The organism is Angustibacter luteus, assembly GCF_039541115.1.
Classification (GTDB): domain Bacteria; phylum Actinomycetota; class Actinomycetes; order Actinomycetales; family Angustibacteraceae; genus Angustibacter; species Angustibacter luteus.
Genome location: NZ_BAABFP010000002.1, coordinates 984,403 through 1,009,613 on the forward strand (window position 1 = coordinate 984,403; position 25,211 = coordinate 1,009,613).

The 25,211-nt window shown below is 71.5% G+C and carries 27 protein-coding genes and 3 tRNA genes; 4 read left to right on the forward strand and 26 right to left on the reverse strand.

Annotated elements, in window-relative coordinates:
• Window positions 1-51: 51 nt before the first annotated feature.
• The 6 genes from ABEB17_RS04755 to ABEB17_RS04780 all read right to left on the reverse strand — a co-directional run bounded on the left by ABEB17_RS04755 (window position 52) and on the right by ABEB17_RS04780 (window position 3,754).
• Window positions 52-954 carry a hypothetical protein gene (locus tag ABEB17_RS04755; protein WP_345715442.1) on the reverse strand — a complete coding sequence of 301 codons (903 nt, stop codon included), beginning with the start codon at window positions 952-954 and terminating at the stop codon, window positions 52-54.
• A gap of 200 nt (window positions 955-1,154) precedes the next feature.
• A complete protein-coding gene (rplA, locus tag ABEB17_RS04760) occupies window positions 1,155-1,877 on the reverse strand; it encodes a 50S ribosomal protein L1 (RefSeq protein ID WP_345715443.1) in 723 nt (240 codons plus the stop codon).
• Between the two features lie 98 nt (window positions 1,878-1,975).
• Window positions 1,976-2,410, reverse strand: coding sequence for a 50S ribosomal protein L11 (gene rplK, locus ABEB17_RS04765; protein WP_345715444.1), 435 nt, complete (start codon window positions 2,408-2,410; stop codon window positions 1,976-1,978).
• Window positions 2,411-2,486: 76 nt separating this feature from the next.
• Window positions 2,487-3,260 (reverse strand): transcription termination/antitermination protein NusG, encoded by a 774-nt coding sequence (gene nusG, locus ABEB17_RS04770; protein WP_378227046.1) that lies wholly within the window; start codon window positions 3,258-3,260, stop codon window positions 2,487-2,489.
• 62 nt (window positions 3,261-3,322) lie between these two features.
• A complete protein-coding gene (secE, locus tag ABEB17_RS04775; RefSeq protein ID WP_345715445.1) occupies window positions 3,323-3,550 on the reverse strand; it encodes a preprotein translocase subunit SecE in 228 nt (75 codons plus the stop codon).
• Between the two features lie 131 nt (window positions 3,551-3,681).
• Window positions 3,682-3,754: transfer RNA gene (locus tag ABEB17_RS04780), tRNA-Trp, on the reverse strand.
• Between the two features lie 225 nt (window positions 3,755-3,979).
• Between ABEB17_RS04780 and ABEB17_RS04785 the strand changes: the two genes are divergently transcribed.
• The 3 genes from ABEB17_RS04785 to ABEB17_RS04795 are packed head-to-tail and all read left to right on the forward strand — an operon-like array spanning window position 3,980 to window position 7,025.
• Window positions 3,980-5,197 (forward strand): pyridoxal phosphate-dependent aminotransferase, encoded by a 1,218-nt coding sequence (locus ABEB17_RS04785; RefSeq protein WP_345715805.1) that lies wholly within the window; start codon window positions 3,980-3,982, stop codon window positions 5,195-5,197.
• A gap of 8 nt (window positions 5,198-5,205) precedes the next feature.
• Window positions 5,206-6,243, forward strand: a complete 1,038-nt coding sequence (locus ABEB17_RS04790) for an adenosine deaminase (RefSeq protein WP_345715446.1) — start codon at window positions 5,206-5,208, stop codon at window positions 6,241-6,243.
• Window positions 6,240-7,025 carry a protein kinase family protein gene (locus tag ABEB17_RS04795; protein WP_345715447.1) on the forward strand — a complete coding sequence of 262 codons (786 nt, stop codon included), beginning with the start codon at window positions 6,240-6,242 and terminating at the stop codon, window positions 7,023-7,025. The genes ABEB17_RS04790 and ABEB17_RS04795 overlap by 4 nt, the downstream gene beginning before the upstream one ends.
• A gap of 1 nt (window position 7,026) precedes the next feature.
• Here the strand turns inward: ABEB17_RS04795 and ABEB17_RS04800 are convergent, their stop codons facing one another.
• A complete protein-coding gene (locus ABEB17_RS04800; protein ID WP_345715448.1) occupies window positions 7,027-7,617 on the reverse strand; it encodes a dienelactone hydrolase family protein in 591 nt (196 codons plus the stop codon).
• A 34-nt stretch (window positions 7,618-7,651) separates the two neighbouring features.
• Entirely contained in the window at window positions 7,652-7,834 is a 183-nt protein-coding gene (locus tag ABEB17_RS04805) for a hypothetical protein (protein ID WP_345715449.1), read from the reverse strand.
• A gap of 87 nt (window positions 7,835-7,921) precedes the next feature.
• On the opposite strand from ABEB17_RS04805, the gene ABEB17_RS04810 reads away from it, so the two are divergent.
• Window positions 7,922-8,635 carry a sirohydrochlorin chelatase gene (locus ABEB17_RS04810; RefSeq protein ID WP_345715450.1) on the forward strand — a complete coding sequence of 238 codons (714 nt, stop codon included), beginning with the start codon at window positions 7,922-7,924 and terminating at the stop codon, window positions 8,633-8,635.
• Here the strand turns inward: ABEB17_RS04810 and ABEB17_RS04815 are convergent.
• The 18 genes from ABEB17_RS04815 to ABEB17_RS04900 all read right to left on the reverse strand — a co-directional run bounded on the left by ABEB17_RS04815 (window position 8,625) and on the right by ABEB17_RS04900 (window position 25,133).
• On the reverse strand, window positions 8,625-9,674 hold the full coding sequence (locus ABEB17_RS04815; protein ID WP_345715451.1) for a UDP-N-acetylmuramate dehydrogenase: 1,050 nt from the start codon (window positions 9,672-9,674) through the stop codon (window positions 8,625-8,627). The genes ABEB17_RS04810 and ABEB17_RS04815 overlap by 11 nt on opposite strands.
• Complete coding sequence (locus ABEB17_RS04820) at window positions 9,671-10,855, reverse strand: MFS transporter (RefSeq protein WP_345715452.1); 1,185 nt, start codon at window positions 10,853-10,855, stop codon at window positions 9,671-9,673. The genes ABEB17_RS04815 and ABEB17_RS04820 overlap by 4 nt, the downstream gene beginning before the upstream one ends.
• On the reverse strand, window positions 10,852-11,301 hold the full coding sequence (locus ABEB17_RS04825; protein WP_345715453.1) for a MaoC/PaaZ C-terminal domain-containing protein: 450 nt from the start codon (window positions 11,299-11,301) through the stop codon (window positions 10,852-10,854). The genes ABEB17_RS04820 and ABEB17_RS04825 overlap by 4 nt, the downstream gene beginning before the upstream one ends.
• On the reverse strand, window positions 11,301-11,741 hold the full coding sequence (locus ABEB17_RS04830; protein WP_345715454.1) for an FAS1-like dehydratase domain-containing protein: 441 nt from the start codon (window positions 11,739-11,741) through the stop codon (window positions 11,301-11,303). Before ABEB17_RS04830 ends, ABEB17_RS04825 begins: the two co-directional genes overlap by 1 nt.
• A 91-nt stretch (window positions 11,742-11,832) precedes the next feature.
• Complete coding sequence (gene rpmG, locus ABEB17_RS04835; RefSeq protein WP_345715455.1) at window positions 11,833-12,003, reverse strand: 50S ribosomal protein L33; 171 nt, start codon at window positions 12,001-12,003, stop codon at window positions 11,833-11,835.
• 81 nt (window positions 12,004-12,084) lie between these two features.
• Window positions 12,085-12,161, reverse strand: a tRNA-Met gene (locus ABEB17_RS04840).
• Window positions 12,162-12,205: 44 nt separating this feature from the next.
• Window positions 12,206-12,278, reverse strand: a tRNA-Thr gene (locus ABEB17_RS04845).
• A gap of 139 nt (window positions 12,279-12,417) precedes the next feature.
• The gene (locus tag ABEB17_RS04850) at window positions 12,418-13,032 is read right to left on the reverse strand and encodes an FMN reductase (RefSeq protein WP_345715456.1); all 615 of its coding nucleotides are present in this window, start codon (window positions 13,030-13,032) and stop codon (window positions 12,418-12,420) included.
• On the reverse strand, window positions 13,029-14,138 hold the full coding sequence (locus tag ABEB17_RS04855; RefSeq protein ID WP_345715457.1) for an LLM class flavin-dependent oxidoreductase: 1,110 nt from the start codon (window positions 14,136-14,138) through the stop codon (window positions 13,029-13,031). The genes ABEB17_RS04850 and ABEB17_RS04855 overlap by 4 nt, the downstream gene beginning before the upstream one ends.
• A 64-nt stretch (window positions 14,139-14,202) precedes the next feature.
• Window positions 14,203-15,420: an alpha-hydroxy acid oxidase gene (locus tag ABEB17_RS04860; protein ID WP_345715458.1), complete on the reverse strand. Its 1,218-nt coding sequence runs from the start codon at window positions 15,418-15,420 to the stop codon at window positions 14,203-14,205.
• Window positions 15,417-16,847 (reverse strand): rhamnulokinase, encoded by a 1,431-nt coding sequence (locus ABEB17_RS04865; RefSeq protein WP_345715459.1) that lies wholly within the window; start codon window positions 16,845-16,847, stop codon window positions 15,417-15,419. Before ABEB17_RS04865 ends, ABEB17_RS04860 begins: the two co-directional genes overlap by 4 nt.
• Before the next feature lie 4 nt (window positions 16,848-16,851).
• Window positions 16,852-18,894, reverse strand: coding sequence for a bifunctional aldolase/short-chain dehydrogenase (locus ABEB17_RS04870; RefSeq protein WP_345715460.1), 2,043 nt, complete (start codon window positions 18,892-18,894; stop codon window positions 16,852-16,854).
• 1 nt (window position 18,895) lies between these two features.
• Window positions 18,896-20,059 carry an L-rhamnose isomerase gene (gene rhaI / locus ABEB17_RS04875; RefSeq protein WP_345715461.1) on the reverse strand — a complete coding sequence of 388 codons (1,164 nt, stop codon included), beginning with the start codon at window positions 20,057-20,059 and terminating at the stop codon, window positions 18,896-18,898.
• A 1-nt stretch (window position 20,060) separates the two neighbouring features.
• Window positions 20,061-20,420, reverse strand: coding sequence for an L-rhamnose mutarotase (locus tag ABEB17_RS04880; protein ID WP_345715463.1), 360 nt, complete (start codon window positions 20,418-20,420; stop codon window positions 20,061-20,063).
• Between the two features lie 69 nt (window positions 20,421-20,489).
• The gene (rhaS, locus tag ABEB17_RS04885) at window positions 20,490-21,527 is read right to left on the reverse strand and encodes a rhamnose ABC transporter substrate-binding protein (protein ID WP_345715464.1); all 1,038 of its coding nucleotides are present in this window, start codon (window positions 21,525-21,527) and stop codon (window positions 20,490-20,492) included.
• Window positions 21,524-22,591, reverse strand: coding sequence for an ABC transporter permease (locus tag ABEB17_RS04890; RefSeq protein WP_345715465.1), 1,068 nt, complete (start codon window positions 22,589-22,591; stop codon window positions 21,524-21,526). The genes rhaS and ABEB17_RS04890 overlap by 4 nt, the downstream gene beginning before the upstream one ends.
• Entirely contained in the window at window positions 22,591-23,622 is a 1,032-nt protein-coding gene (locus tag ABEB17_RS04895) for an ABC transporter permease (RefSeq protein ID WP_345715467.1), read from the reverse strand. Before ABEB17_RS04895 ends, ABEB17_RS04890 begins: the two co-directional genes overlap by 1 nt.
• The gene (locus tag ABEB17_RS04900; RefSeq protein ID WP_378227045.1) at window positions 23,619-25,133 is read right to left on the reverse strand and encodes a sugar ABC transporter ATP-binding protein; all 1,515 of its coding nucleotides are present in this window, start codon (window positions 25,131-25,133) and stop codon (window positions 23,619-23,621) included. Before ABEB17_RS04900 ends, ABEB17_RS04895 begins: the two co-directional genes overlap by 4 nt.
• Window positions 25,134-25,211 lie beyond the last annotated feature (78 nt).

Genomic DNA, 25,211 nt, shown 5'->3' on the forward strand with positions numbered 1-25,211 from the left:
ATGTCGGGACATCTGGGGTGCCGGGGCGCCGGGGTGCCGGGGCCCGGCGGCTCAGCTCTTCGTCGTCTTGCCCGGGGCCTTGTTGACGGTGATCCGGATCCGGTCCGGGGAGGCGATCTTCGAGGCCGGCGGCAGGTCGAACGCGTGCCCGGCCTTGACCGGCCGCACCTTCACCTCGAACGTGGTCGGCCCGAAGTCCTGCACCAGGGAACGGATCAGGCCCGCCGAGTCGATCTCGATCTGCAGGTATGCCTTCTCGCCCTTGAGCAGGCGCAGAGCCCTGCGCAGCCGCGGGTCCAGCTTCTTGCCCGCCAGGGTCTTGGCGACGTCCAGCTCACCCTTGTAGACCTGCACCGGCTCGTCCAGGATCTGGCTGGAGCCGGCGGGCACCAGCCCCCGCTCCAGCGCCAGCGCGTTGACGTCCTTGAGGTCGTCGCGCTTGGCCACCGCCCGCATCTGGTCGCCGAACTGCTTGAACGCCTTCGAGATGCCGTCCTTGCCGCCCGGGCGCAGGCGGACCCACGTCTTCGGCATGTTCGAGATCAGGCCGAGCGCGTACACGTCGCCGTCCTGCTGCACGATCGTCTCGATGACCTGCTTGCCGAAGGTGACGCTGGCGCGCAGCCGGTGCGGCGTGACGCCGTAGTCGATGGTGTCGACCTCGGCGAAGATCCGGTCGTCGCGGTAGGTGTAGTTCGTCTGCGTCTCGACGTACCGCACCTTCTTGCGGGCGGTCACGGCACGCACCAGCAGCGCCTTGGTGTCGGACGCCGAGGCGGTCGCGACGGACGTCGGGCCGGCGGTGGCCGTGGCACTGGCCGTCGCGCTCGCGGACGTCGAGGGGCTGCTCGAGGCACCCAGGCTGGCGACGGAGCCGCCGGAGTCGGAGCACGCGGCGAGGGCGAGGGCCAAGGTGCCGGCGGTCAGCGCGGCGAGCACGGGACGACGGGGCACGGGCACTCCTCGCTGCAGGGGCCCGAGGTGTCCGGAGCCAGGCGCATCCTGCCAGCACGAAGACCCGCGGCGCGCACCATTCGCGCAAGACGTGGCCATCCGGCCCTGAGAACCACTTGGAGCGCGAATGGTGCGGCGGACGGGACGGCGAAGGGCCCCTGCCGCAGTGGCAGGGGCCCTTCGGACGACGCGGGGCCGGGTCAGGCGGACTCGGCCTCGTCGGCGACGGTGACGTTGCGCGTGCGGTTCGGGTCGACCGGGATGCCCGGGCCCATCGTGGTGGCGACGGTGGCCTTGCGCAGGTAACGACCCTTGGCGGACGACGGCTTGAGCCGCAGCACCTCCTCGAGCGCGGCGGCGTAGTTCTCCACGAGGTTCTGCTCGCTGAACGACGTCTTGCCGATGATGAAGTGCAGGTTCGCGTGCTTGTCCGAGCGGAACTCGATCTTGCCGCCCTTGATGTCGGTAACGGCCTTGGCGACGTCCATCGTCACGGTGCCGGTCTTCGGGTTCGGCATCAGGCCACGCGGGCCGAGCACCTTGCCGAGCCGGCCGACCTTGCCCATGAGGTCGGGGGTGGCGACGACGGAGTCGAAGTCGAGCCAGCCGCCCTGGACCTTCTCGAGCAGATCGTCGCTGCCGACGAAGTCGGCGCCCGCGGCGGTCGCCTGCTCAGCGCGCTCACCCGTGGCGAAGACCAGGACCCGAGCGGTCTTGCCGGTGCCGTGCGGCAGGTTGACGGTGCCGCGCACCATCTGGTCGGCCTTGCGGGGGTCGATGCCCAACCGGAAGGCGACCTCGACGGTCGCGTCGTACTTCGTGGTCGACGTCTCCTTGGCGAGGCGGACGGCGTCCAGCGGTGCGTAGAACTTGTCGGCGTCGATCTTCTCGGCCGCCGAGCGGTAGGACTTGCTGCGCTTCATGTGGTGCTCCCTGGTTCTGGGTGGGGGTGTGGTCGAACGGGCCAGCGCTGGCCCTGCCACGGACTTCTGGGTCGTGCAGGTGGTGCGAGGGGTGGTGCTCAGCCCTCGACCGTGATGCCCATCGAGCGGGCGGTGCCGGCGATGATCTTCGCGGCGGCGTCCACGTCGTTCGCGTTGAGGTCCTCCATCTTGGACTGCGCGATCTCGCGGACCTGCTCGTTGGTGAGCTTGGCGACCTTGGTCTTGTGCGGCTCGCCGGAGCCCTTGGCCACGCCAGCGGCCTTCTTGATCAGCTCGGCGGCCGGCGGGGTCTTCGTGATGAACGTGAACGAGCGGTCCTCGTACACGGTGATCTCGACCGGGATGACGTTGCCGCGCTGGGCCTCCGTCGCGGCGTTGTACGCCTTGACGAACTCCATGATGTTCACGCCGTGCTGGCCGAGAGCCGGGCCGACGGGCGGCGCGGGGGTCGCGGCACCGGCCTGGATCTGAAGCTTGATGAGGCCAGTGACCTTCTTCTTCTTGGGGGGCATTTCTCGGGTCCTTACGTGGTGCGGGTTCTCGACGCGGTCGGACGACGACGTCGGGGTCTGTGGGGGCTGCCGGGGCTCAGATCTTCGCGACCTGGCTGAACGACAGCTCGACGGGCGTCTCGCGGCCGAAGATCGACACGAGCACCTTGAGCTTCTGGGCGTCCGCGCTGATCTCCGAGATCGTCGCCGGCAGGGTCTCGAACGGGCCCTCCATGACGGTGACCGACTCGCCGACCTCGAAGTCGATGACCCGGACCGGGGCGGCGGCCTTCTGGCCGGGCTTCTCCTTGACGTCGAGCGTGGGGGCCAGCATCGAGAACACCTCGTCGGTGCTCAGCGGCACCGGCTGGTGGGTGTTGCCGACGAAGCCGGTCACGCCCGGGGTGTGCCGGACGGCGCCCCAGGACTCGTCCGTGAGGTCCATCCGGACCAGGACGTAGCCGGGCATGCGCACGCGGCGGACCTGCTTGCGCTGGCCGTTCTTGACCTCGGTGACCTCCTCCATGGGGACCTCGACCTGGAAGATGAAGTCCTCCATGGTCAGGCTCTGGATGCGGGTCTCGAGGTTCGTCTTCACGCGGTTCTCGTAGCCGGCGTAGGAGTGGATCACGAACCAGTCGCCGGGGGCGCGGCGCAGGCCGGCCTTGAACTCCTCGACCGGGTCGACGTCGTCGTCCTCGTCCGCGGTCGCGTCCTCGGTCGCGTCCTCGACGGGCGCGTCCACGACGGCGGCGTCCACCTCGGCGTCTGCCTCGGCAGCGTCGTCGTTGGTGGACAGCTCGACCTCGGCGGCGCCGTCAGGGGCGTCCTCACCGATGGTCTGCGTCGTCGGATCCGTCTGGTCGGACACGTCGTGCCTGCTTCCTCGTCGTCAGTCGTGCGTGCGGGTCGTGCTGGTCCTGCTGGTCCTGCTCAGCTGCTGGAGCCGCCGAAGACCCGGACCACGACGGCGCCGAGCCCGATGTCGAGCGCGGCGACGAACGCCATGACCGAGACCACGAACACCATGCAGACCGCGGTGTACGTCAGCAGCTCGGTGCGCGTCGGCCGGACGACCTTGCGCAGCTCCGCCATGACCTGGCGGAAGAACAGCCCGATCCGCGACAGCGGCCCTCGTCGGGCGGTGCTGGTCTGGCTCACTGTCCCTCACCTGGTGCTCGTCGGAATCCACCCGCAAGGCGCATCAGGCGCCCCGGGGCCGGGACCGTGTCGTCGACGCGGCCCCGCCGCCTCGCGGCGGGTCGGTGCTCACCCCACGAGGGGGTGCAACGCAGGGCAGGAGGGACTTGAACCCCCAACCGTCGGTTTTGGAGACCGATGCTCTGCCAATTGAGCTACTGCCCTTCAGGTCGTCGACGCCCCGCTGAGACCACCCAGCATCGAACCCCGGGCAGGCGACAGCATGGCGGCCGTCAACCACCGCAAGGAAGTGTACGCGAGTCACGGCCACCGGGTCGAACCGGCCGACGGTCGGTCCGCCCGCCGCGGAACCTGGTCGACGCCGACCGGGGTCCCGGTGGGAGGATGGCTGTCGTGAGCGAGCCGACGACGTCCACCAGCCCCTCCAAGATGTCCGCCGCGACCGCGCAGCGCCGCGTCTCCCAGCGTATCGGCGCCATCGCGGAGTCCGCGACGCTCGCCGTGGACGCCAAGGCCAAGGCGCTCAAGGCCGAGGGCCGCCCGGTGATCGGGTTCGGCGCGGGCGAGCCCGACTTCCCGACGCCGGACTACGTCGTCGAGGCGGCGATCGAGGCCGCCCGGGTGCCGGCGAACCACCGCTACACGCCCGCGGGTGGGCTCCCCGACCTCAAGAAGGCCATCGCGGCCAAGACCGAGCGGGACAGTGGCCTGCTGGTCGCTCCCGACCAGGTGCTGGTCACCAACGGCGGCAAGCAGGCGGTCTACCAGGCCTTTGCGACCCTGCTGGACCCCGGCGACGAGGTCATCGTGCCGACTCCGTACTGGACGACGTACCCCGAGGCGATCAAGCTGGCCGGCGGCGTCCCGGTCGACGTGTTCGCCGGCGCGGACGCCGGGTACCTGGTCACGGTGGACCAGCTCGAGGCCGCCCGCACGGACCGCACCAAGGTGCTGCTGTTCTGCTCGCCCTCGAACCCGACCGGCGCGGTCTACCCGCCCGACCAGGTCAAGGCGATCGGCGAGTGGGCGCTCGAGCACGGCATCTGGGTGGTCACGGACGAGATCTACGAGCACCTCGTGTACGACGGCGCCGAGTCGGTCTCGATGCCGGTCGTCGTGCCGGAGCTGGCCGACACCTGCGTCGTGCTCAACGGGGTCGCCAAGACCTACGCCATGACGGGGTGGCGGGTCGGCTGGCTGCTCGGCCCGAAGGACGTCGTGAAGGCGGCCACCAACCTGCAGTCGCACGCCACGTCCAACGTCGCGAACGTGTCCCAGCGAGCGGCGATCGCCGCGCTGACTGGCGACCTGTCCGCCGTGGCCATGATGCGCGAGGCCTTCGACCGCCGCCGGCGCACCATCGTCGACATGCTCAACGCGATCGACGGCGTGCACTGCCCGACGCCGCAGGGCGCGTTCTACGTGTACCCCTCGGTCGAGGGCGTGCTCGGGCGCACGATCCGCGGCCGGACGCCGACGACGTCTGCCGAGCTGGCCGAGCTGATCCTGGACGAGGTCGAGGTCGCCGTCGTGCCGGGCGAGGCGTTCGGTCCGAGCGGCTACCTGCGGCTGTCGTACGCGCTCGGTGACGCCGACCTGGCCGAGGGCGTCGGTCGGATCCAGGAGCTGCTCGGCGAGGGCCGCTGACCGCGACCGTGGCAGCACAGCGCGACCTGGCCGCCCTGCCGAAGGCGCACCTGCACCTGCACTTCACGGGCTCGATGCGGCCGGCGACGGTGATCGACCTGGCGCACCAGCACGGCATCCACCTGCCCGACGCGCTGACCAGCGGCCAGCCGCCGGAGCTGCACGCGACGGACGAGAAGGGCTGGTTCCGCTTCCAGCGGCTCTACGACATCGCGCGCTCGTGCGTGCGGACCGAGGACGACGTCCGCCGGCTGGTGCTGGAGGCGGCCCAGGACGACGCCCGGGACGGCTCGCGCTGGCTGGAGATCCAGGTCGACCCGACCTCGTACGCCGTGCACCTGGGTGGGCTGACCCCGACCCTCGAGCTCGTCCTGGACGCCGTGAAGGTGGCGAGCGCGCGGACCGGTGTCGGCATCGCGGTCGTCGTCGCGGCCAGCCGGATCCGGCACCCGCTGGACGCCCGCACCCTGGCCCGGCTGGCCGTCCAGTACGTCGGCGACGGGCCCGGCGAGGTGGTCGGCTTCGGGCTCAGCAACGACGAACGCCGCGGCCGCACCGAGGACTTCGCGGGGGCCTTCCGGATCGCCCGCAACGCTGGCCTCGCCAGCGTGCCGCACAGCGGTGAGCTGCTCGGCCCGGACCACGTGCAGGTGACCCTCGACGCGCTCGCGCCGGACCGGATCGGCCACGGCGTCCGCAGCGTCGAGGACCCACGCGTGCTCGAGCAGATCGTGCAGCGCGAGATCACCCTGGAGACGTGCCCCGGCTCGAACGTCGCGCTCGGCGTCTACCCCGAGGCCGAGGCGGTGCCGCTGCGGACCCTGCTGGACGCCGGCGCCCGGGTCGCCCTCGGCGCCGACGACCCGCTGCTCTTCGGCACCCGGCTCACCGACCAGTACCGGATCGCCCGCGAGGTGCACGGCCTGGACGACGCCGCGCTGGCGGCGCTGGCGGCGTCCTCCATCCGCGGCTCGCGAGCGCCGGACGACGTCAAGCGCGGGCTCCTCGGGGACGTCGACGCCTGGCTGGCGAGCGACCCGACGTGACCGCCCCGGCCGTCGTGACCGGGATCGGCGAGGTGTTCCGGGTCTTCGACCAGCAGGACTCCGGCTGCGTCTCCTACGGGGTGCGTCGCGGCTCCGAGCGGTACTTCGTGAAGACGGCGACGACACCGGCCGCCGACCGGTCGCTGCGCCGGGCGGTCGAGGTGCACGGCGCGGTCCAGCACCCGGCACTGGTGGCCCCGGTCCGGGTGGAGCCCGACGGCGACGGCATCGCCCTGGTCTACCCGTGGGTCGACGGCGACGTGCTCTACCACGCGACCGTCGGACCGGACGGCCGCGCGACGTCGGCCCGGCGAGACGACCCGGGCAGTCCGCTGGCGCGCTTCCGCGGGCTCCCGCTGCCAGCCGTGCGACGGGCGATCAGCACCATCCTCGAGGCCCACGTGCCCGTGGACGAGGCCGGCCTGGTCGCGGTCGACCTGTACGACGGCTGCTTCCTGTACGACTGGGCGGCCGACGCGGTGCGGATCATTGACGTCGACGAGTACCGCCGGGGGCCGTTCGTCCCGGACACGCAGCTCCCGGGATCGACCCGGTTCTACGCGCCCGAGGAAGTCGGTGTCGGTCAGGTCGTGGACCGTCGGACGACGGTCTTCCGGCTCGGTCGGGTCGCTCGGCTGCTGCTGGACGCCGGCGACACCGAGTCGGCCTGGCGGGGAAGCGGGGCCGAGCTCGAGGTGATCGCACGAGCCACCCACCGGGATCCGGACCAGCGCTTCCAGTCCGTCGCCGACCTGGTGGCGCACTGGCACGCCGCCGGCTGAGTCAGACCTCCAGTCCCCGCAGGAAGGCGAGCGAGCGCTGCCAGAGCAGCTCGGTGGCGACGGCGTCGTACTCCTTCGGCAGCGACGGATCGGTGAACAGGTGGCCGTCGCCCGCGTACTCGAACACGTCGATCCGGCCGCTGGCCGCCTGGACCTGCGCGACCGTGCCGTCGATCTCACCCTGCTCGCGGAACGGGTCGCCCACCGTCGAGTGCAGCTGGGCGGGCACCCCCGCCGGCCAGCGCACGTCGTCCCCCAACCACTCGACCAGGAAGGCGCCGGCGAAGAGCAGGACGCCGGCCACCGGCCGCCGGGTGGCGACCAGCACGGCCGAACCCCCGCCGGCGGAGAAGCCCGCCGTCACGAAGCCGTCAGGCAGGTCGGCGACGGCGGCCAGCCCGCGACGCATGACCTCGAAGGGGCCGAGCTCGTGCTCGGCGTACTGCATGGCCGGCTCGTACTCGTCGAAGACCCGACCCTCGTAGAGGTCGGGGACGAGCACCTCGTGGCCGTCGGCTCGCAGCCGCTCGGCGGCGTCCAGCACGCCCGGGCGCACACCGAGGACGGAGTGGAACAGGGCGATCTGCGTCATGCCCGACAGCAGACCACCCGGCACCGACAGTCGGTCAGCGGTGCTGGCCCGGAGCGAGCCGCGCCAGCGCCTCGGCGGCGGCCGCGTTGTGCCGGGCGATCGGCACGAGGACGCGCACGGCGTCCGAGGTCTGGCCGGTCTGGCGCACGGCCGCCGCGAAGGCGGTCGCGCCGATGAGGCCGGCGGTGAGCTCTGTGACGTAGATGCTGAGGTCCATGGCAGTTCCGTATCGTCGGGGTTCGCTACCTGCTGGATCGGCCACCCGCGCAGCAGCCTTGAGGACTTCGCCCGTCACAATGGGCCCGTGAGCAACCCGGTGCTGGTCGCCTGCGCGCACGGCACGCGCGGCGCTGACGGCCGTCGCGCCGTCGGGACGCTCGTCGCCGCGGTGCAGGCGGCACGGCCCGGGACGGTCGTGCGGGCCGCCTTCGTCGACGTCCAGGAGCCCACGGTCGCCCACGTCGTCCACGAGGTCACCGACGCGGGTTCGTCGGTCGTCGTCGTCCCGCTGCTGCTGTCCGCCGGCTACCACGTGGCGGTGGACATCGGGCGGGCCGTGCACGGCCGGGCGGCCACCGCGACGCCCGCGCTGGGCCCGGACGACCGGTTGACCGCACTGCTGCACGACCGGCTGCTCGCCGCGGGCACCGGGGACGAGGACGCCCTCGTGCTGGCCGCCGCGGGGTCCAGCGACCCGGCAGCGGTGCGCGACGTCGAGCGGGTGGCCGCGGCGCTGGCCGCCCTGCACTCCGGTCCGGTCACGGTCGGGTACGCCGCCGCCGCCAAGCCGTCGGTGACCGAGGCTGTCGAGACGGCCCGGCGCGAGCACCCCGGACGTCGGGTCGTCGTGGCCGCCTACCTGCTCGCCCCCGGCCACTTCCACCGCCGGCTCGGCGACGTCGGCGCGGACGTCCTCACCGCCGCGCTGCTGTCCGCCGCGGGCCCGCCGGACCCGCGGCTGGTCGAGATCGTCCTGGACCGCTATGACGCCGGCGTGCGCAGCCTGCTCAGAGACTGAGCCCGACCAGCACCGGCTCGTTGACCAGCGTCACGGCAAACTCGTCCTGCACGCCGTCCCGCACCACCCGGGCCAGCGCCACCAGCTCGGCCGCCGAGGCACCGCCACGGTTCGTCACCGCGAGCGTGTGCTTGGTCGAGAGCGCGACCCGTCCCGGCAACCCGAAGCCCTTGCCGAAGCCGGCCCGCTCGATCAGCCACGCGGCACTCGTCTTGGTGCCGGCGTCCTCCGGCCAGGCCGGCGGCTCGACGTCCGGCCCGAGGCGCTCGCGCACCCGCTCGCGCAGCCGCTCGAAGTCCGTCGCGGACAGGATCGGGTTGGTGAAGAACGACCCCGCGCTCCAGGTGTCGTGGTCCTCGGCGTCCAGCACCATGCCCCGGCGGCGGCGCTGCTCGAGCACGGCCTGCCGGGCGTCGGCGAGCGGGACCCGGCCACCCACCTCGACGCCGAGGCCCTGGGCCAGGTCGCGGTAGCCGATCGGTGCGGACAGGTCACCCAGCCGCAGCTGGAACAGCACGTCCAGCACCACGAAGCGGTCGGTGCCCTTGAACGCGCTGTGCCGGTAGGTGAACCGGCAGTCCGCGTTGGCCACGGTGACCACCTGCTGGCCGAACCGGTCCCACACCCGCACCTGGGCGATCGTCTGGGAGACCTCCTGGCCGTACGCGCCGACGTTCTGCACCGGCGTGGCGCCGACCGAGCCGGGGATGCCGGACAGCGCCTCGATGCCCACCCAGCCCTCGTCGGCGGCGCGGGCCACCAGGTCGTCCCAGGGCTCCCCCGCGGCGACCCGCACGTTCACCCCGCCGCAGCCGTCGGCCGACTCCACCACGACCCCGGACGACGCGACCCGGACGACGGTGCCGGGCACCGGCTCGTCGCTGACCAGCAGGTTCGAGCCGCCGGCCAGCAGCAGCAGCGACTCGTCGGCGTCGTCGACCTCGCGGACGGCGTCCACCAGCTCGTCGGTCGTGGACGCCGTGACCAGCCGCTCCGGCTCCCCGCCCACCCGCAGCGTGGTGAGCTCGGCCAGCCTCACGGCGTCCGCTCCTGGATCGGCTCACGGGCCGCGGCGACCACCAGCAGGCCCAGCACCAGCGCACCGAGCACGACGTACAGCGCCCTCAGCACGCCGACGTGGTCGGCCAGGAAGCCGATCAGTGGTGGGCCGGCCAGGAACGCCGTGTACCCGATCGAGGCCACCACACTGACCCGGGCCGCGGCGTGCTCGGGGTCGTCCGCGGCGGCGCTCATGCCGACCGGGAAGCCCAGCGAGGCCCCCAGACCCCAGAGCACCGTCCCCACCACCGCCACCGGCACCGACCCGCCGATGATCACCATGAGCAGCCCGGCCGCCGCCAGTGCCGCGGTGACCCGCAGCACCGGCACCCGCCCGAAGCGGTCGAGCATCCGGGTGCCGAGCAGGCGCCCCACCGTCATGGAGCTGACGAAGACCGCGAAGCCGAGCACCGCGTGCGCGTTCGAGACGTCGTAGCCGTCCCGGAAGGCCAGCGCGAGCCAGTCGTTCGCCGAGCCCTCGGTGAACGCGAACGCCAGCACCAGCAGCCCGATCGCGAGCGTGCGCGGCTCGAGCCACGCCTGCATCGGGTGCCGGCGCTCCTTCGGCCGGTCGTGGGTGAGCGCCTCGACCACCTCGGCCTCGGGCAGGAACGACCCGCACGCCACCTGGGTCAGCACCGCGGCCACCACCGCGACGGCCGCGAGGTGCGCGGCGGTGGACAGGTCGATCGCGTTGGCCCAGGCGCCGAGCAGCGCTCCGACGACCGTGCCGATGCTGAACGCCGCGTGGAAGTGCGGCATGATCGCCCGGCCCAGCCGCCGCTCGACCTCGGCGCCCTCGACGTTCATCGCGACGTCCCAGGAGCCGGACCCGAAGCCCACCAGGAACAGTCCGGGCGCCAGGACGGCCACCGAGTCGGCCAGGCCGACGAGGAGTAGCCCGGTCGCGCAGACGACGGAGGCGACCCGCACCGTCCCGGCCGCGCCGATCCGGACGACGACCGCGCCGGTCAGCGGCAGGGCCAGCACGGCCCCGCCGGACATCGCGAGCAGGATCAGGCCCAGGCTCGAGGAGGACAGGCCGAGGCTGTCGCGGATCGCCGGGATGCGCGAGATCCAGGTGGCCATGATCAGGCCGTTGAGCAGGAAGACGCTCGTGACGGCGACCCGGGCGCGGGCCGCCCCGGGCGCCGGGGTCATGCGAGTCGGACGACGGCTCGCGCGCGCCCCAGGACGGTGAGCGCCGCGCCGTCCGGTCCGGGCGTGGTGGCGGTCAGGTCGATCCGGGCGGTCCGCGCCTCGTCGTCCAGGACCGCCACCTTCCCGGCGACCGTGACCTGCGCGCCCTCGACGTCGTCCACCGGGACGGGCTTGGTGAACCGCACGCCGTACTGGACGACGGCACCGGGGTCGCCGACCCAGTCCACGACCAGGCGCACGGCCGTGGCCATGGTGAGCATGCCGTGCGCGATGACGCCGGGCAGGCCGACCTCGCGGGCGAACCGCTCGTTCCAGTGGATCGGGTTGAAGTCGCCGCTGGCGCCGGCGTACCGGACCAGGTCGGCGCGGGTCAGCGTGAACGTGTGCTCGGGCAGCTCGTCGCCGACCGCGAGGCCGTCGAACGTGGGCGCGGTGGTCTGGGTCATCACTCGCCTCCGCGGACGACGATCGTGGAGACGGCCGTGCAGACCGCCTCGCCGGACTCGGTGGAGATCTCGCTGCGGGTGGTCACCATGGAGTGGCCGCCGGCCGAGCGCACGCTGTCGACGTGCAGCACGGCCACCAGCCGGTCACCGGCCACGATGGGCCGGTGGTGGGTGAAGGTCTGCTCGCCGTGCACGACGCGGCTGAAGTCGATGCCGGCCTCGGGGTCGCGGACCAGCTGGGCGTCGCAGCGCTGGGCGACGATCACGGCGAACGTGGTCGGGGCGATGACGTCGGGGTAGCCGAGCGCGCGGGCGGCGTCGGCGTCCGTGCTCGCCGGGTGCGCGCCGGTCGCCTCGGCGAACTCGCGGATCTTCTCGCGGCCGACCTCGTAGGGGGGCGTGGGCGGGTACTGCCGCCCCGCGACGGCTGGGTTCACCATGGCGCTCACGCTACCGGCAGGCCCGGACACGACGAAGCGGCCGCCCCCTGGTGGGGACGGCCGCCATCGACGTCGTGTGCGTGGACCGTGGTCAGCGGGTCTCGCGGTGCACCGTGTGGCGCTTCTCGCGGCGGCAGTACTTCTTGAGCTCGAGCCGGTCGGGGTCGTTGCGCCGGTTCTTCTTGGTGATGTAGTTGCGCTCCTTGCACTCCGTGCACGCCAGAGTGATCTTGGGGCGGACGTCGGTGGACTTGCTGGCCACGGGACTACTCACTTTCGAAGGTCTTCGGACTAAGACAACTGCACAAGGGTACGTGAGGAGTGGTCTGCTCTCCAAACGGCCTGGTAGCGAGGGCGGGACTCGAACCCGCGACACCACGATTATGAGTCGTGTGCTCTAACCACCTGAGCTACCCCGCCAATGCGGGCCCCGCCGCCCGGATCGGGCGGCGGGGACCCACCAGAGCCCCAATACGGAATCGAACCGTAGACCTTCTCCTTACCATGGAGACGCTCTACCGACTGAGCTATTGGGGCAGCGCGACGAGCGTACACGGTGCTGAGCCGGGGGGAGAAATCGGCTCCGCCACCCAGCCCGCTTTCCGCCTCTGAGGCCGGAATCACGCGCGGAAAACCGGCCTGAGTGGCGGAAACCGGCGTGAGTGGCGGAAGTGGGTCAGTGGCCGGCCAGGAGCTGCTCGAACGGGGTCGGGTCGTCGAAAGGGTCGACCCGCTCGACCCGCGGGCGGCCCGTGACGGCGGCCGCCAGCTCACCGCCGGCCCGCTCGACCCGGGCGGACAGGCTGGACGGCAGGCTCCCCCCGCCCCAGTCCTCCGTGGCCGCGAACACCGCGGTCGGCACGACGTCCGCGCGCAGGTAGGCGAACAGCGGCCGCAGGGCGAAGTCCAGTGCCAGCGAGTGCCGCGCGGTGCCGCCGGTGGCGGCCAGCAGGACCGGCGTGCCACCCAGCGAGCCCTCGTCCAGCACGTCGAAGAACGTCTTGAACAGCCCGCTGTAGGAGGCGTTGAAGATCGGGGTCACGGCGACGACCGCGTCCGCGGCGGCGACGGCGTCCACCGCCTCGCGCAGCGCGGGCGGCGGGAAGCCGGTCAGCAGGTGGTTGGCCAGGTCGTGCGCGAGCTCACGCAGCTCGACGACCCGGACGTCGACGTCCTGGCCGTGCGCCGCGAGCGCCGTGACGGTCGCCTGGGAGAGCCGGTCGGCCAGCAGTCGGGTGGACGACGGCTGGCTGAGTCCGGCGCTCACGACGACCAGGGAGCGGCGGCTCATACGGCCACCGCCTCGGCCTGCTCAGCGGACTCGGTCTGCGCAGCGGCGAGCAGCGAGGCGTGGGTCGGCGCGTCCGGCACGTGCGACGGGCGGCCGATCGCGAGCTCCCGGCGCAGCACGGGCACGACCTCCTCGCCGAGGATGTCCAGCTGCTCGAGGACGGTCTTGAGCGGCAGGCCCGCGTGGTCCATGAGGAAGAGCTGGCGCTGGTAGTCGCCGACCACGTCGCGCATGCCGGCGTAGCGGTCGATGACCTCCTGCGGGCTGCCGACGGTCAGCGGCGTCTGCGCGGTGAAGTCCTCCATCGACGGGCCGTGGCCGTAGACCGGGGCGTTGTCGAAGTAGGGCCGGAACTCGCGCTTGGCGTCCTGGCTGTTGGCGCGCATGAAGACCTGGCCGCCGAGGCCGACGATGGCCTGGTCCGCCTGGCCGTGGCCGTAGTGCTCGAAGCGGCGGCGGTAGAGCGCGACCATCTGCTGGGTGTGCTCCAGCGGCCAGAAGATGTTGTTGTGGAAGAAGCCGTCGCCGTAGTAGGCGGCCTGCTCGGCGATCTCGGGGCTCCGGATGGAGCCGTGCCAGACGAACGGCGGCACGCCGTCCAGCGGCCGGGGTGTCGAGGTGAAGCCCTGCAGCGGCGTCCGGTACGAGCCCTGCCAGTCGACGACGTCCTCGCGCCACAGCCGGCGCAGCAGGGCGTAGTTCTCGACGGCCAGGTTCAGGCCGTCCCGGATGTCCTTGCCGAACCACGGGTAGACGGGGCCGGTGTTGCCGCGGCCCATCATCAGGTCGACCCGGCCGCCGGCCAGGTGCTGCAGCATCGCGTAGTCCTCGGCGATCTTCACCGGGTCGTTGGTGGTGATCAGCGTCGTGGACGTCGACAGGACGATCCGCTCGGTCTGCGCGGCCAGGAAGCCGAGCATCGTCGTCGGGGACGACGGCACGAACGGCGGGTTGTGGTGCTCACCGGTGGCGAAGACGTCGAGCCCGACCTCCTCGGCCTTCCTCGCGATGGTCACCATCGCCTGGATCCGCTCCGCCTCCGTGGGCGTGCGACCCGTCGTGGGGTCCGGCGTGACGTCGCCGACGGTGAAGATCCCGAACTGCATGTGGCGCTCCTTAGTTGTTGCTCACTCAACTATATGGAGCGGGCCACCATTCCCGGGACGGCCTTCAGCCGCGCTGCCAGCGCGACACGTGGGCCGGGGTGAGCTCCTCGACCGACTGCACGCCGAGCAGCCCCATGGTGCGCACGATCTCGCTGCTCAGGATCGTGATGGCCCGGTCGACGCCGGCGCGCCCGCCGGCCATCAGCCCGTACAGGTAGGCCCGCCCGATCAGCGTGAAGGTCGCCCCGCAGGCCAGCGCGGCGACGATGTCCTGGCCGCTGGTGATCCCGGTGTCCAGGTGCACCTCGACGTCCTTGCCGACCTCGCGGACGACGTCCGGCAGCAGGTGGAAGGGGACCGGCGCGCGGTCGAGCTGACGGCCACCGTGGTTGGACAGCAGCACCGCGTCGACGCCGACGTCCGCGCAGCGCCGGGCGTCGTCCACGGTCTGCACGCCCTTGACCACGACCTTGCCGGGCCACTGGGACTTGATCCACGCCAGGTCCTGGTAGGTGACCGTCGGGTCGAACATCGTGGTGAGCAGCTCGGCGACGGTGCCCGACCAGCGGTCCAGCGAGGCGAACGAGAGCGGTTCGGTGGTCAGGAAGTTGACCCACCAGGCGGGGCGCGGGATCGCGTTGACGACCGTGCGCGGGGTCAGGGTGGGCGGGATGGTCATCCCGTTGCGGACGTCGCGCAGGCGGTTCCCGGCCACCGGGACGTCGACGGTGACCAGCAGCGTGTCGAAGCCCGCCGCGGCAGCCCGCTCGACCAGCGCCATGGAGCGGTCCCGGTCCTTCCACATGTACAGCTGGAACCAGTTGCGGCCGTGCGGGGCGGCGACGGCGACGTCCTCGATCGACGTGGTTCCCATGGTGGACAACGCGTACGGGATCCCGGCCGCCTCCGCCGCGGTCGCGCCGGCGATCTCGCCCTCGGTCTGCATCATCCGGGTGAAACCGGTGGGCGCGATGCCGAACGGCAGCGCCGACGTGCGGCCCAGTACCTGCACCGACGGATCCACCTTCGAGACGTCGCGCAGGATCGCGGGGTGGAACGTGATGTCCGCGAAGGCCTGCCGGGCCCGGGCCAGCGTCACCTCGCCGTCCGCCGAGCCGTCCGTGTAGTCGAACGCCGCCCGCGGGGTGCGGCGCTTGGCAACCGCCCGCAGGTCGGCGATCGTGTGGCAGCGCTCCAGCCGGCGCGTGGTCGCGTCCAGCGTGGGCGGCTTGAACCGCATCAGCGGAGCGAGGTCGTGCGGCTTCGGTACGCGACGCTTCACGTCGTGGACCCCTTCCCTGGGAGGTACCGGGTGGTCGGCTGGGTCTGGCGGACCAGGGCGCGCAGCATGTCCAGGTCACCGGCCAGGGCGCCCACTGCCCTGGCCTGCACCAGCACGTTACCGATCGCGGTGGCCTCGACCGGTCCGGCGAGCACCGGCCGCCCGGTGCGATCGGCGGTCGACTGGCAGAGGCTGCGGTTCACCGACCCACCTCCGACCACGTGCACGACCCGGACCTGCTGACCGGAAAGGCGTTGCGCCTGCTCGACCGCGTCGGCGAAGGCCTGCGCCAGGCTCTCCACGATGCAGCGCACGAGCTCGGGCCGCGACTCGGGTGGACGGTGCCCGCGCTCGACGTACCAGTCCACGATCCGCGCCGGCACGTCGCCGGGAGCCAGGAACCGCTCGTCCTGGACGTCGAACACGACCACCGAGGCGCTGACCTGGTCCGCCTGACGCAGCAGCGCCGGCAGATCCACCCGCTCACCGGCCCGCTCCCACTCGCGCACCGACTCGTTGAGCAGCCACAGACCCATCACGTTCGTCAGGTAGCGGACCCGGCCGTCGACGCCGCGCTCGTTGGTGAAGCGGGCCGCCCGGCCGGCCTCGGTCAGCACCGCGTGCTCGAGCTCGACCCCGACCAGACCCCAGGTGCCGCAAGAGATGTACGCCGCGTCAGCGGACTCCATCGGCACCCCGACGACCGCCGACGCGGTGTCGTGCGAGCCGACCGCATGGACCGGGACGTCGGACCCGACCTGGGCGGCCACGCCGGGCAGCAGCGGTCCGACCGTGTCCCCGGCGTCGACCAGCTCGCCGAAGAGGCGCCGCGGCAGGGCGAGCCGACCGATCAGGTCCTCGTCCCAGCGGCCGGTCGCGACGTCGAGCAGCCCGGTGGTCGAGGCGTTCGTCCGCTCGGTGGTCGACCGGCCGGTCAGCCAGGCGGTGATCAGGTCGGGGATGAGCAGCAGACCGTCCGCGACGTCCGTCAGCGGGTCGGCTGCGAGCTGGTAGAGCGTGTTGAACGGCAGGAACTGCAGGCCGTTGCGCTGGTACAGCTCCTCGGGGGAGACCCGTGCGTGCACCCGGTCGACACCGACCTGCGTGCGAGCATCGCGGTAGTGGAACGGCACGCCGAGCATCCGGCCGCCGCGCAGCAGGGCGTAGTCCACCGCCCAGGAGTCGACGGCGGCACCGTGCAGACCGTCCGGGGACGCTGCCGCCGCGGCCCGCAGGCCGAGCAGGACGTTGCGGTACAGCTCGAGCGGGTTCCAGTGCAGGCCCGAGGGCAGGGTCACCGGGTCGTTCGGGAACCGGGCCACCGCTTCGAGATCCAGCTCGTCCGGCCCTACCCGAGCGAGCACCACCCGGCCGCTCGAGGCACCGAGGTCGATCGCCGCGAGCGACGACACGGAGGTCACGGCCACGGCGCTAGCGCAGGAAGGCCGCGGCGACGCCCGCGTCGACGGGCACGTGCAGGCCGGTCGTGTGGGTCAGGTCCGGGCCGACGAGGGCGAACACGGCGTTCGCGACGTGCTCGGGCAGCACCTCGCGCTTGAGCAACGTGCGCTGGGCGTAGAAGGCGCCGAGGTCCTCCTCCGCCACGCCGTAGACCGCCGCCCGGTTGGCCCCCCAGCCACCGGCGAAGATGCCCGAGCCCTGCACCACGCCGTCCGGGTTGATCCCGTTGACCCGCACCCCGTACTCGCCGAGCTCGGCGGCCAGCAGCCGGACCTGGTGCGCCTGGTCGGCCTTCACCGCCGAGTAGGCGATGTTGCTCGGGCCGGCGAAGACCGAGTTCTTGGACGAGATGTACACGATGTCGCCGCCCAGCCCCTGCTCGATCAACACCTTCGCCGCGGCCCGCGCGACGAGGAAGGAGCCCTTCGCCATCACGGCGTGCTGAAGGTCCCAGTCCGCGGCCGTCGTCTCCAGCAGCGACCGGGACAGCGACAACCCGGCGTTGTTCACCACCAGGTCGAGGCCACCGAAGGCCAGCAGGGTGGCGTCGACCGCCGCCTGCACAGCTGCCTCTTCGCTGACGTCCGCCTGGACCCCGATCGCGACGTCCGGGCCGCCGATCTCGGCCGCGGCCGCCTGCGCCTTGGCCAGGTCGAGGTCGGCGATGGCCACGACCGCTCCCTCGGCTGCGAGCCGGTGCGCGATGGCCTTGCCGATGCCGGACGCCGCCCCCGTCACCAGCGCGATCCGCGAGGCCAGCGCCTTCGGCTTGGGCATCCGGGCGAGCTTGGCCTCCTCCAGCGCCCAGTACTCGATCCGGAACTTCTCGGACTCGTCGATGGGCGCGTACGTCGACAGCCCCTCGGCGCCACGCATCACGTTGATGGCGTTGACGTAGAACTCCCCTGCCACCCGGGCGGTCTGCTTGTCCTTGCCGAAGCTGAACATGCCGACGCCGGGCACCAGCACGATCAGCGGGTCCGCACCACGGATGGCCGGCGAGCTCTCGTCGGCGTGCCGCTCGTAGTACGCCTGGTAGTCCGCCCGGTAGGCGGTGTGCAGCTCGCGCAGACGGGCGATCGACTGCTCGACGGACGCCGTCCCCGGCAGGTCCAGCAGCAGCGGCTTGACCTTCGTGCGCAGGAAGTGGTCGGGGCAGCTGGTGCCCAGCGCAGCCAGTCGCGCGTGCTCGCTGCGGGAGAGGAAGTCCAGGACCTCGTCGCTGTCGGTGAAGTGCCCCACCTGGGGCCGGTCCTGGGAGGCGATCGAGCGCACCGTGGCCGCCAGGGCGGCGGCCTTCGCCCGGCGCGCGGCGGCTCCGAGCTGCTCGAAGCCGTCGAGCACCGACCCGAACGGCTCGGGCGCGGAGTTCTCGGCGATGTACTCGGCCGCCGTGTCGATCATCCAGAGCGAGTGACGTTCGGCCTCTTCGCTGGTGTCACCCCAGGCGGTGATCCCGTGACCGCCCAGCACGCAGCCGACCGCCTGCGGGTTGGCCGCCTGGATCGCGGCGATGTCCAGTCCCAGCTGGAAGCCCGGGCGACGCCAGGGCACCCAGACGACCTGGTCGCCGTAGACGGCTCGGGTCAGCTCCTCGCCGTCCGCCGCCGTGGCGATCGCGATCCCGGAGTCCGGGTGCAGGTGGTCGACGTGCGGCGCGTCCACCAGGGCGTGCATCGCGGTGTCGATGGACGGCGCGGCGCCGCCCTTGCCGTGCAGGCAGTAGTCGAAAGCCGCGACCATCTCGTCCTCACGGTCGACACCGGGGTAGACGCCGACCAGGGCCTGCAGCCGATCCAGTCGCAGCACGGCCAGCCCGGCCTCCGTCAGGGTGCCGAGATCGCCCCCGGACCCCTTGACCCACAACAGGTCGACGTCCTCGCCGGTCACCGGGTCGGTCAGGCGACCCTTGGCCGAGGTGTTGCCGCCGGCGTAGTTGGTGTTCTTGGGGTCCGCCCCCAACCGGTTCGAGCGAGCGATCAGCTCCTGCGCCGTCCCTGTCGATACGTTCACGTCAGTTCCACCCTGCCTGGTTCCCGCCGACCCGGTCGGCCTCGATCTGCTCCTGGTACCCGCTGGCGAGGAACGCCTTCATCGGCTCGGCCGGCAGCCCCCGGCTGGACCGCCAGTCCGCGAGGTCGGCCCGGACGTCGGTGTAGAAGGCGTCCATCAGCACGTCGTTCGCGGCCAGCACGTCCCCGGACCGTTGGGCGGCGGCCAGCTCGTCGGCGTCGACCAGCAGCGCCCGCGCGGTCATCTCCTGCACGTTGAGCACCGAGCGGATCTGGCCGGGGATCTTCTTCTCGATGTTGTGGCACTGGTCGAGCATGAACGCGACGCCGCTGTCCGCCCCGTACCCGCCACCACGGACCACCTCGTACAGGATCCGGAACAGCTGGAACGGGTCCGCGGCCCCCACGATCAGGTCGTCGTCCGCGTAGAACCGGCTGTTGAAGTCGAACGCTCCCAGCTTCCCGAGCCGCAGCAGCTGGGCCACGATGAACTCGATGTTCGTGCCGGGCGCGTGGTGGCCGGTGTCCAGGCAGACGGTTGCCTTGTCCCCCAACGCGACGCAGTGCGCGTAGGACGTGCCCCAGTCCGGCACGTCCGTGTGGTAGAACGCCGGCTCGAAGAACTTGTACTCCAGGACCAGCCGATGGTCGTCCCCGAGCGCGGCGTAGATCTCGGCCAGCCCCTCGGCCAGCCGTTCCTGCCGGGCCGCGATGTCGTCCTGGCCCGGGTAGTTGGTGCCGTCGGCCAGCCAGATCTTCAGGTCGGTGGAACCGATCTCGTTCATGATGTCGATGCACATCAGGTTGTGCTCGATCGCCTTGCGCCGCACCGCGGGGTCGGGGTTGGCCAGGCTACCGAGCTTGAAGTCGTCGTCCTGGAACGTGTTGCTGTTGACGGTGCCCAGCCGCACGCCGTGCTCGACCGCGAAGGACTGCAGCGCCGCGAAGTCCTCGACCTGGTCCCACGGGATGTGCAGGGCGACCTTGGGGGCCAACCCGGTGAACTCGTGCACCTTCGCGGCGTCGGCGATCTTCTCCTGCACCGTGCGCGGGGTCCCGGCCGAGCCGAACACCTTGAACCGGGTGCCGGAGTTGCCGTAGGCCCAGGACGGCACCTCGATGACCTGCTCGGCCAGCCGGTCGCTGATCGCGTCGAACGTCGTCATGTCACACCACTTCTGCGTCGTCGGTGCCTTGGGCGAGCTGGTCCTCGAGGTGGAAGATCTCCGTCAGCCGGTCGAAGCCCTGGTCCGGCGTCGTGCCGTCCAGGCCCTCGAAGAACGGCGCCATCTCGTCCTGCCACCGGGTGTTGACCTCGGTCCGCGCCATCCGCTGCTGGGCCAGCTCCAGGGACGGTGTCTCGAAGTAGCCGATCAGCAGGCCGTCGTCTCGCAGGAAGAGCGAGTAGTTGTGCCAGCCCGTCTCGGCCAGCGCCCGGAGCATGTCCGGCCAGACCGCCTGGTGCCGCTGGCGGTACTCCGCCAGGCGGTCGGCGCGGACCTGGAGCTGGAAGCAGACGCGCTGCACGGGTTCCCCCCTCACGGCAGGTGGTCCGGTCCGGCCGGTGGCGCGCTGCCACCGGCCGGACCGAGACGGTCAGAAGTTGAACTGGCCGATGTTGGCCTTGTTGAACACGAACGGGTCGCCGAGCAGGACGGACGCCCCGTCGCCGACGGTGAACTCGCCGAGCTTGCCCGCGGTGAACTTGTCACCCGTCTTGCCGGTGATGGTGCCGTCGACCAGCGCCTTCGCGCCCCAGGCGGCCAGGTAACCCAGGTCCTCCGGGTTCCACAGTGCGAACTGCGTGACGGTGCCGTCCTCGACGTACTTGCGCATCTGGTTCGGCGTGCCGAGCCCGGTCACCGCGACCTTGCCCTTGTAGTCCGAGGTGCTGATGTAGCGAGCCGCCGCCGCGATGCCGACGGTGGTCGGCGAGATGATGCCCTTGAGCTGCGGGTGCGACTGCAGCAGCGCCGCGGTCTTGTCGAACGAGGTCTGGTCGTCGTCGTTGCCGTACACCGTGTCGACCAGCTTGATGTTCGGGTGGTTCGCCGCCAGGTCCTTCTTCATCAGGTCGATCCAGGAGTTCTGGTTCGTCGCGTTGGCGCTGGCCGACAGGATGGCGACCTCGCCGGCGTCGTTGACGTCCTTGGCGATCATGTCGACCTGGACCTTCGCGATGCCCTCCGCGGTGGCCTGGTTGATGAACAGGTCGCGGCAGGACGGGTCGGTGTCCGAGTCGAAGGTGACGACCTTCGTCCCCGCCTTGCGCGCCTCGTTCAGCGCGTCGCAGATGGCCTTGGGGTCGTTCGCCGAGACCACGAGGGCCTTGACTCCCTGCTGGGCCGCGGTGTTGATGAAGGGCACCTGGGCGTCGGGGGTGCCAGTGTCCGGGCCGACCTGGGAGTACTTGCCACCGAACTCGGTGACAGCGGCGTTGCCGCCCTTGTCACTGGTGTCGAAGTAGGGGTTGCCCAGGTTCTTGGGCAGGAAGGTCACGCTGATCGGCCCGCTGGCCTTGGTGGTCGAACCGCTGGAGCTGGAGTCGTCCGAGCTGCCGCAGCCCGCGAGCACCAGGGCGGCCGTGACGACGAGCGCCCCGAGTGCGCCCGCCCGCTTGTGGGTGAACTTCATCGTTCTTCCTTCCTCGATGTGGCGTCGACGCGTTCAGGCGCGCTGGAGGAACCCAGCTGACCCTTCGTGCTGGATCCCGGGGGACGCAGGGTCGCGACCCAGCCCAGGACGCTGGTGGACATCACCGAGGCGATGAGCAGGAGCCCGATGATGATGTTGATGACGTTGACCGTCACGTCCTGCAGGCGCAGGGCGCTGGAGATGACCCCGATCAGCAGGACACCCGCGACCACGCCGTGCAGCGCGCCGCGGCCGCCGAAGATCGACACCCCGCCGAGCAGCACCGCGGCCACCACCTGCAGCTCGAGCCCGGTGGCGTTGTCACCGCGCGAGCTGCCGTAGCGCAGCGTGTAGAAGATGCCGGCGAAGGCCGCGACCGCGCCCGACATCACGAACAGCAGCAGCTTCGTGCGCGCCACGTCCACGCCGGAGAAGTGCGCGGTCTCGCGGTTCAGCCCGATGTCGAAGATGCCTCGACCGAACGTCGAGAAGTGCAGCAGCACCGCGAAACCGACGGCGAGGACGACGATCGGGATGACCACGAGGGGAAGCTGGGTGTCACCGATGCGGTCCGTGGCCAGGCTGGTCCAGCGGTCCGGGAAGTCGGTCACCGCCTTGGTGCCCAGCAGGCCGACGGCGATGCCACGGTAGAGCGCGAGCGTGCCGATCGTGACGGCCAGCGACGGCAGGCCGACGTAGGCGACGAGGAACCCGTTGAACGCCCCGCAGACCACCCCGACGACCACGGCCACCACGGCCGCCAGCGGGATCGACATGCCGTGCTGGTGCAGCAGACCAACCATGACGCTGCTCAGCCCCACGACGCTGGCCACGGACAGGTCGATCTCACCGGTGATGATGACCAGGGTCATCGGCAGCGCGATGAGCAGGACCGGCGCGGCGTCCAGCAGCAGGTACGGAAGCGTGAGCGGCCCGCTGAAGTTGGGCACCCGGGCGCGGGCGTAGAGGACGACGACCACCAGCAGCGCGATGACGGCGACCTCGCGGGTGAGCAGCAGTCGCTGCCAGGCCGGCTTGGCGTGGGCGGCGTAGGTCCGGGCCATCAGGCGTCCCTCGCTTCGACGAGCCGGCGCGATCGTCGGTGCGCCAACGCCCGGTCGAGCACGATCGCGCCGATGATCAGCGCGCCGACGACGGCCTGCTGCCAGAAGTCGGGGATCCCCAGGATCGGCAGCGCCCGGTTGATGGTGACGAGCAGCACCGCACCGATCGCCGCGCCCCAGACCGTGCCGCTGCCGCCGAAGATGGCGACGCCGCCGATCACGACGGCGCCGACGGCCTGGAGCTCGAGCCCCAACCCGGCGCCCGAGCTGATCGTCCCGTAGCGGGCCGCGTAGACCACGCCGGCGAGACCGGCCAGGGCGCCGCTGAGGACGAACGCGGCCGTGACCCGCTTGCGGACGCTCAGCCCGTACAGCACCGCGGCGTCGGGGTCCGAGCCGATCGCGTACATCTCCCGGCCGCCGCGGGCGGTGTGCAGGTAGTACCCGACGGCGGCGAGGACGACGACCGCGATGATGGTCAGCACCGGCACCGACAGCACCGTCTTGGTTCCCAGCGCGAGGAAGTCGTCGGGCATGTCGGAGGCGTTGATCCGGTTGCTGCCCGCCCAGGTCAGCACGATGCCGCGGTAGATGTACAGCGTGCCCAGCGTGATGACCAGCGCCGGCACCTTGCCGAACGACACCAGCAGCCCGTTCACCAGACCGAGCACCGCACCCATCGCGAGGCCGGCCAGGAACACCGGGACGATGCCGATCTGCGGGTGGTCGACGAACAGGCGACCGGTGAGGTAGGCCGTCAGGGCCAGGACGGACCCGACCGACAGGTCGACGTTGCGGGTGATGATGACGACCGCCTCGCCGACGGCCAGCAGCACCAGGATCGCCGGCGTCAGCAGCAGGTCGCGCCAGCTGTTCTGGCTGAACAGGAAGCTGTCCGTCTTGGCCGTGGCCGCGGCGATGAGGACGACGAGCACGAGGGCGATCGCCAGCTCGCGCGAGGTGAGGACCGTGGTCAGGGCCCGGCGGGCGGGCGAGACGCGGCTGGGGGCGACGAGCGTGGACTCGCTCATGCCGGACGCTCCAACCCGCGGGTGGCGGCGAGCATCACGGACTCCGCGGTCGCCTCGGCGCTGGGGATGTCCGCGGTGATCCGGCCCTCGCACACGACCAGGACCCGGTCCGCCATCCCGAGGACCTCGGGCAGCTCGGACGAGATCATCAGGATGGCCAGGCCCTGGCCGGCCAGCTCGGACAGGAGCCGGTGCACCTCGGCCTTGGTGCCGACGTCGATACCGCGGGTCGGCTCGTCGATGACCAGCAGCACCGGCTCGGTCGCCAGCCACTTGGCAATGACGACCTTCTGCTGGTTGCCGCCGCTCATCGTCGCGCCGCGCATGTCCAGCGCGTTGGTCTTGACCTCCAGTCGGGCCGCCCAGGTCTGCGCGGCCGCGGTCTCCATCCCGGTCGTGAGCAGTCCCGCCGCGGCGATCCGGCGGCGGATGACGCTGGCGACGTTGTGCGCCACCGAGGCCTCCGTGACCAGCCCCTGCTGACGACGGTCCTCCGGCACCAGCGCCATGCCGGCCCGGACCGCCGCCCGCGGGCTGTGCCCGGGGACGCGCTTGCCGTTCAGCCGCACGGTGCCGCGGTCGTACCGGTCGACCCCGAACACGGCTCGGGCGATCTCGCTGCGACCGGCGCCGACCAGCCCGGCCAGCGCCACGATCTCCCCGGCTCGGACCGTGAAGCCGATGTCGTGGAACACCCCGGCGGACTCCAGGCCCTCGACCTCAAGGACGACGTCGCCGATGGTGGCCGGGGTCTTCGGGAAGAGGTTGCCGACCTCGCGGCCGACCATCCGGGCGACGATCGCGTCGACCGTGGTGTCCGCGGTCGCGTCGGTGGACACGTACTCGCCGTCCCGCATCACCGTGACGGTGTCGCACAGCGCGAACACCTCGTCGAAGCGGTGCGAGATGAACACGAGGGCACGTCCCTCGTCACGCAGGCTGCGCGCCACCTGGAACAGCCGCTCGACCTCGACCCCGCTCAGCGCGGCGGTCGGTTCGTCCATCACCAGGACGCTCGCGTCGAGCGAGATCGCCTTCGCGATCTCGATGATCTGCTGGTCGGCGATGGACAGGCCGAGCGCCGGCCGACGCGGGTCCAGGTGCACGCCGAGCCGCGCGAACAGCGCCGTCGCCTCGTCGTGCATCGCCGTGCGGTCGATCCGCCGCAGCGACCGGTGCGGCTGGCGGCCCATGAAGATGTTCTCCGTTACCGACAGGTCCGGGAACAGCACCGGCTCCTGGTAGATGACCGCGACCCCGGCCGCCTTGGACTCGGCGGTGGACGAGAAGTCGACGCTGGTGCCGTGCAGCCGCAGGTCACCACCGTCGCGCTGGTACACCCCGGCCACGATCTTGACCAGCGTCGACTTGCCGGCCCCGTTCTCGCCAACGAGCGCGTGGATCGATCCGGACCGCACGGTGAGGCTGCCGGAGCGCAGCGCGACGACGGGACCGAACGACTTGCGCACCTGGTCGAGCTGCAGGGCAGGCGGTGTCTGGCTCACCGTCATCGATCGTCCGTCCTCTCGACGCCGTCGTCGGAAGTGCTGCCGTGGTCGTTGAATCGATTCGTTAAATCGATTCAACGC

Bases quoted from the DNA above. Each gene is read 5' to 3' on its own strand.
- rplA (WP_345715443.1), bottom strand. From the start codon at position 1,877: ATGAAGCGCAGCAAGTCCTACCGCTCGGCGGCCGAGAAGATCGACGCC.
- rplK (WP_345715444.1), bottom strand. From the start codon at position 2,410: ATGCCCCCCAAGAAGAAGAAGGTCACTGGCCTCATCAAGCTTCAGATC.
- ABEB17_RS04785 (WP_345715805.1), top strand. From the start codon at position 3,980: ATGTCCGCCGCGACCGCGCAGCGCCGCGTCTCCCAGCGTATCGGCGCC.
- ABEB17_RS04800 (WP_345715448.1), bottom strand. From the start codon at position 7,617: ATGACGCAGATCGCCCTGTTCCACTCCGTCCTCGGTGTGCGCCCGGGC.
- ABEB17_RS04805 (WP_345715449.1), bottom strand. From the start codon at position 7,834: ATGGACCTCAGCATCTACGTCACAGAGCTCACCGCCGGCCTCATCGGC.
- ABEB17_RS04820 (WP_345715452.1), bottom strand. From the start codon at position 10,855: ATGACCCCGGCGCCCGGGGCGGCCCGCGCCCGGGTCGCCGTCACGAGC.
- ABEB17_RS04825 (WP_345715453.1), bottom strand. From the start codon at position 11,301: ATGACCCAGACCACCGCGCCCACGTTCGACGGCCTCGCGGTCGGCGAC.
- ABEB17_RS04830 (WP_345715454.1), bottom strand. From the start codon at position 11,741: ATGGTGAACCCAGCCGTCGCGGGGCGGCAGTACCCGCCCACGCCCCCC.
- ABEB17_RS04850 (WP_345715456.1), bottom strand. From the start codon at position 13,032: ATGAGCCGCCGCTCCCTGGTCGTCGTGAGCGCCGGACTCAGCCAGCCG.
- ABEB17_RS04855 (WP_345715457.1), bottom strand. From the start codon at position 14,138: ATGCAGTTCGGGATCTTCACCGTCGGCGACGTCACGCCGGACCCCACG.
- rhaI (WP_345715461.1), bottom strand. From the start codon at position 20,059: ATGACGACGTTCGACGCGATCAGCGACCGGCTGGCCGAGCAGGTCATC.
- rhaS (WP_345715464.1), bottom strand. From the start codon at position 21,527: ATGAAGTTCACCCACAAGCGGGCGGGCGCACTCGGGGCGCTCGTCGTC.
- ABEB17_RS04890 (WP_345715465.1), bottom strand. From the start codon at position 22,591: ATGGCCCGGACCTACGCCGCCCACGCCAAGCCGGCCTGGCAGCGACTG.
- ABEB17_RS04895 (WP_345715467.1), bottom strand. From the start codon at position 23,622: ATGAGCGAGTCCACGCTCGTCGCCCCCAGCCGCGTCTCGCCCGCCCGC.
- ABEB17_RS04900 (WP_378227045.1), bottom strand. From the start codon at position 25,133: ATGACGGTGAGCCAGACACCGCCTGCCCTGCAGCTCGACCAGGTGCGC.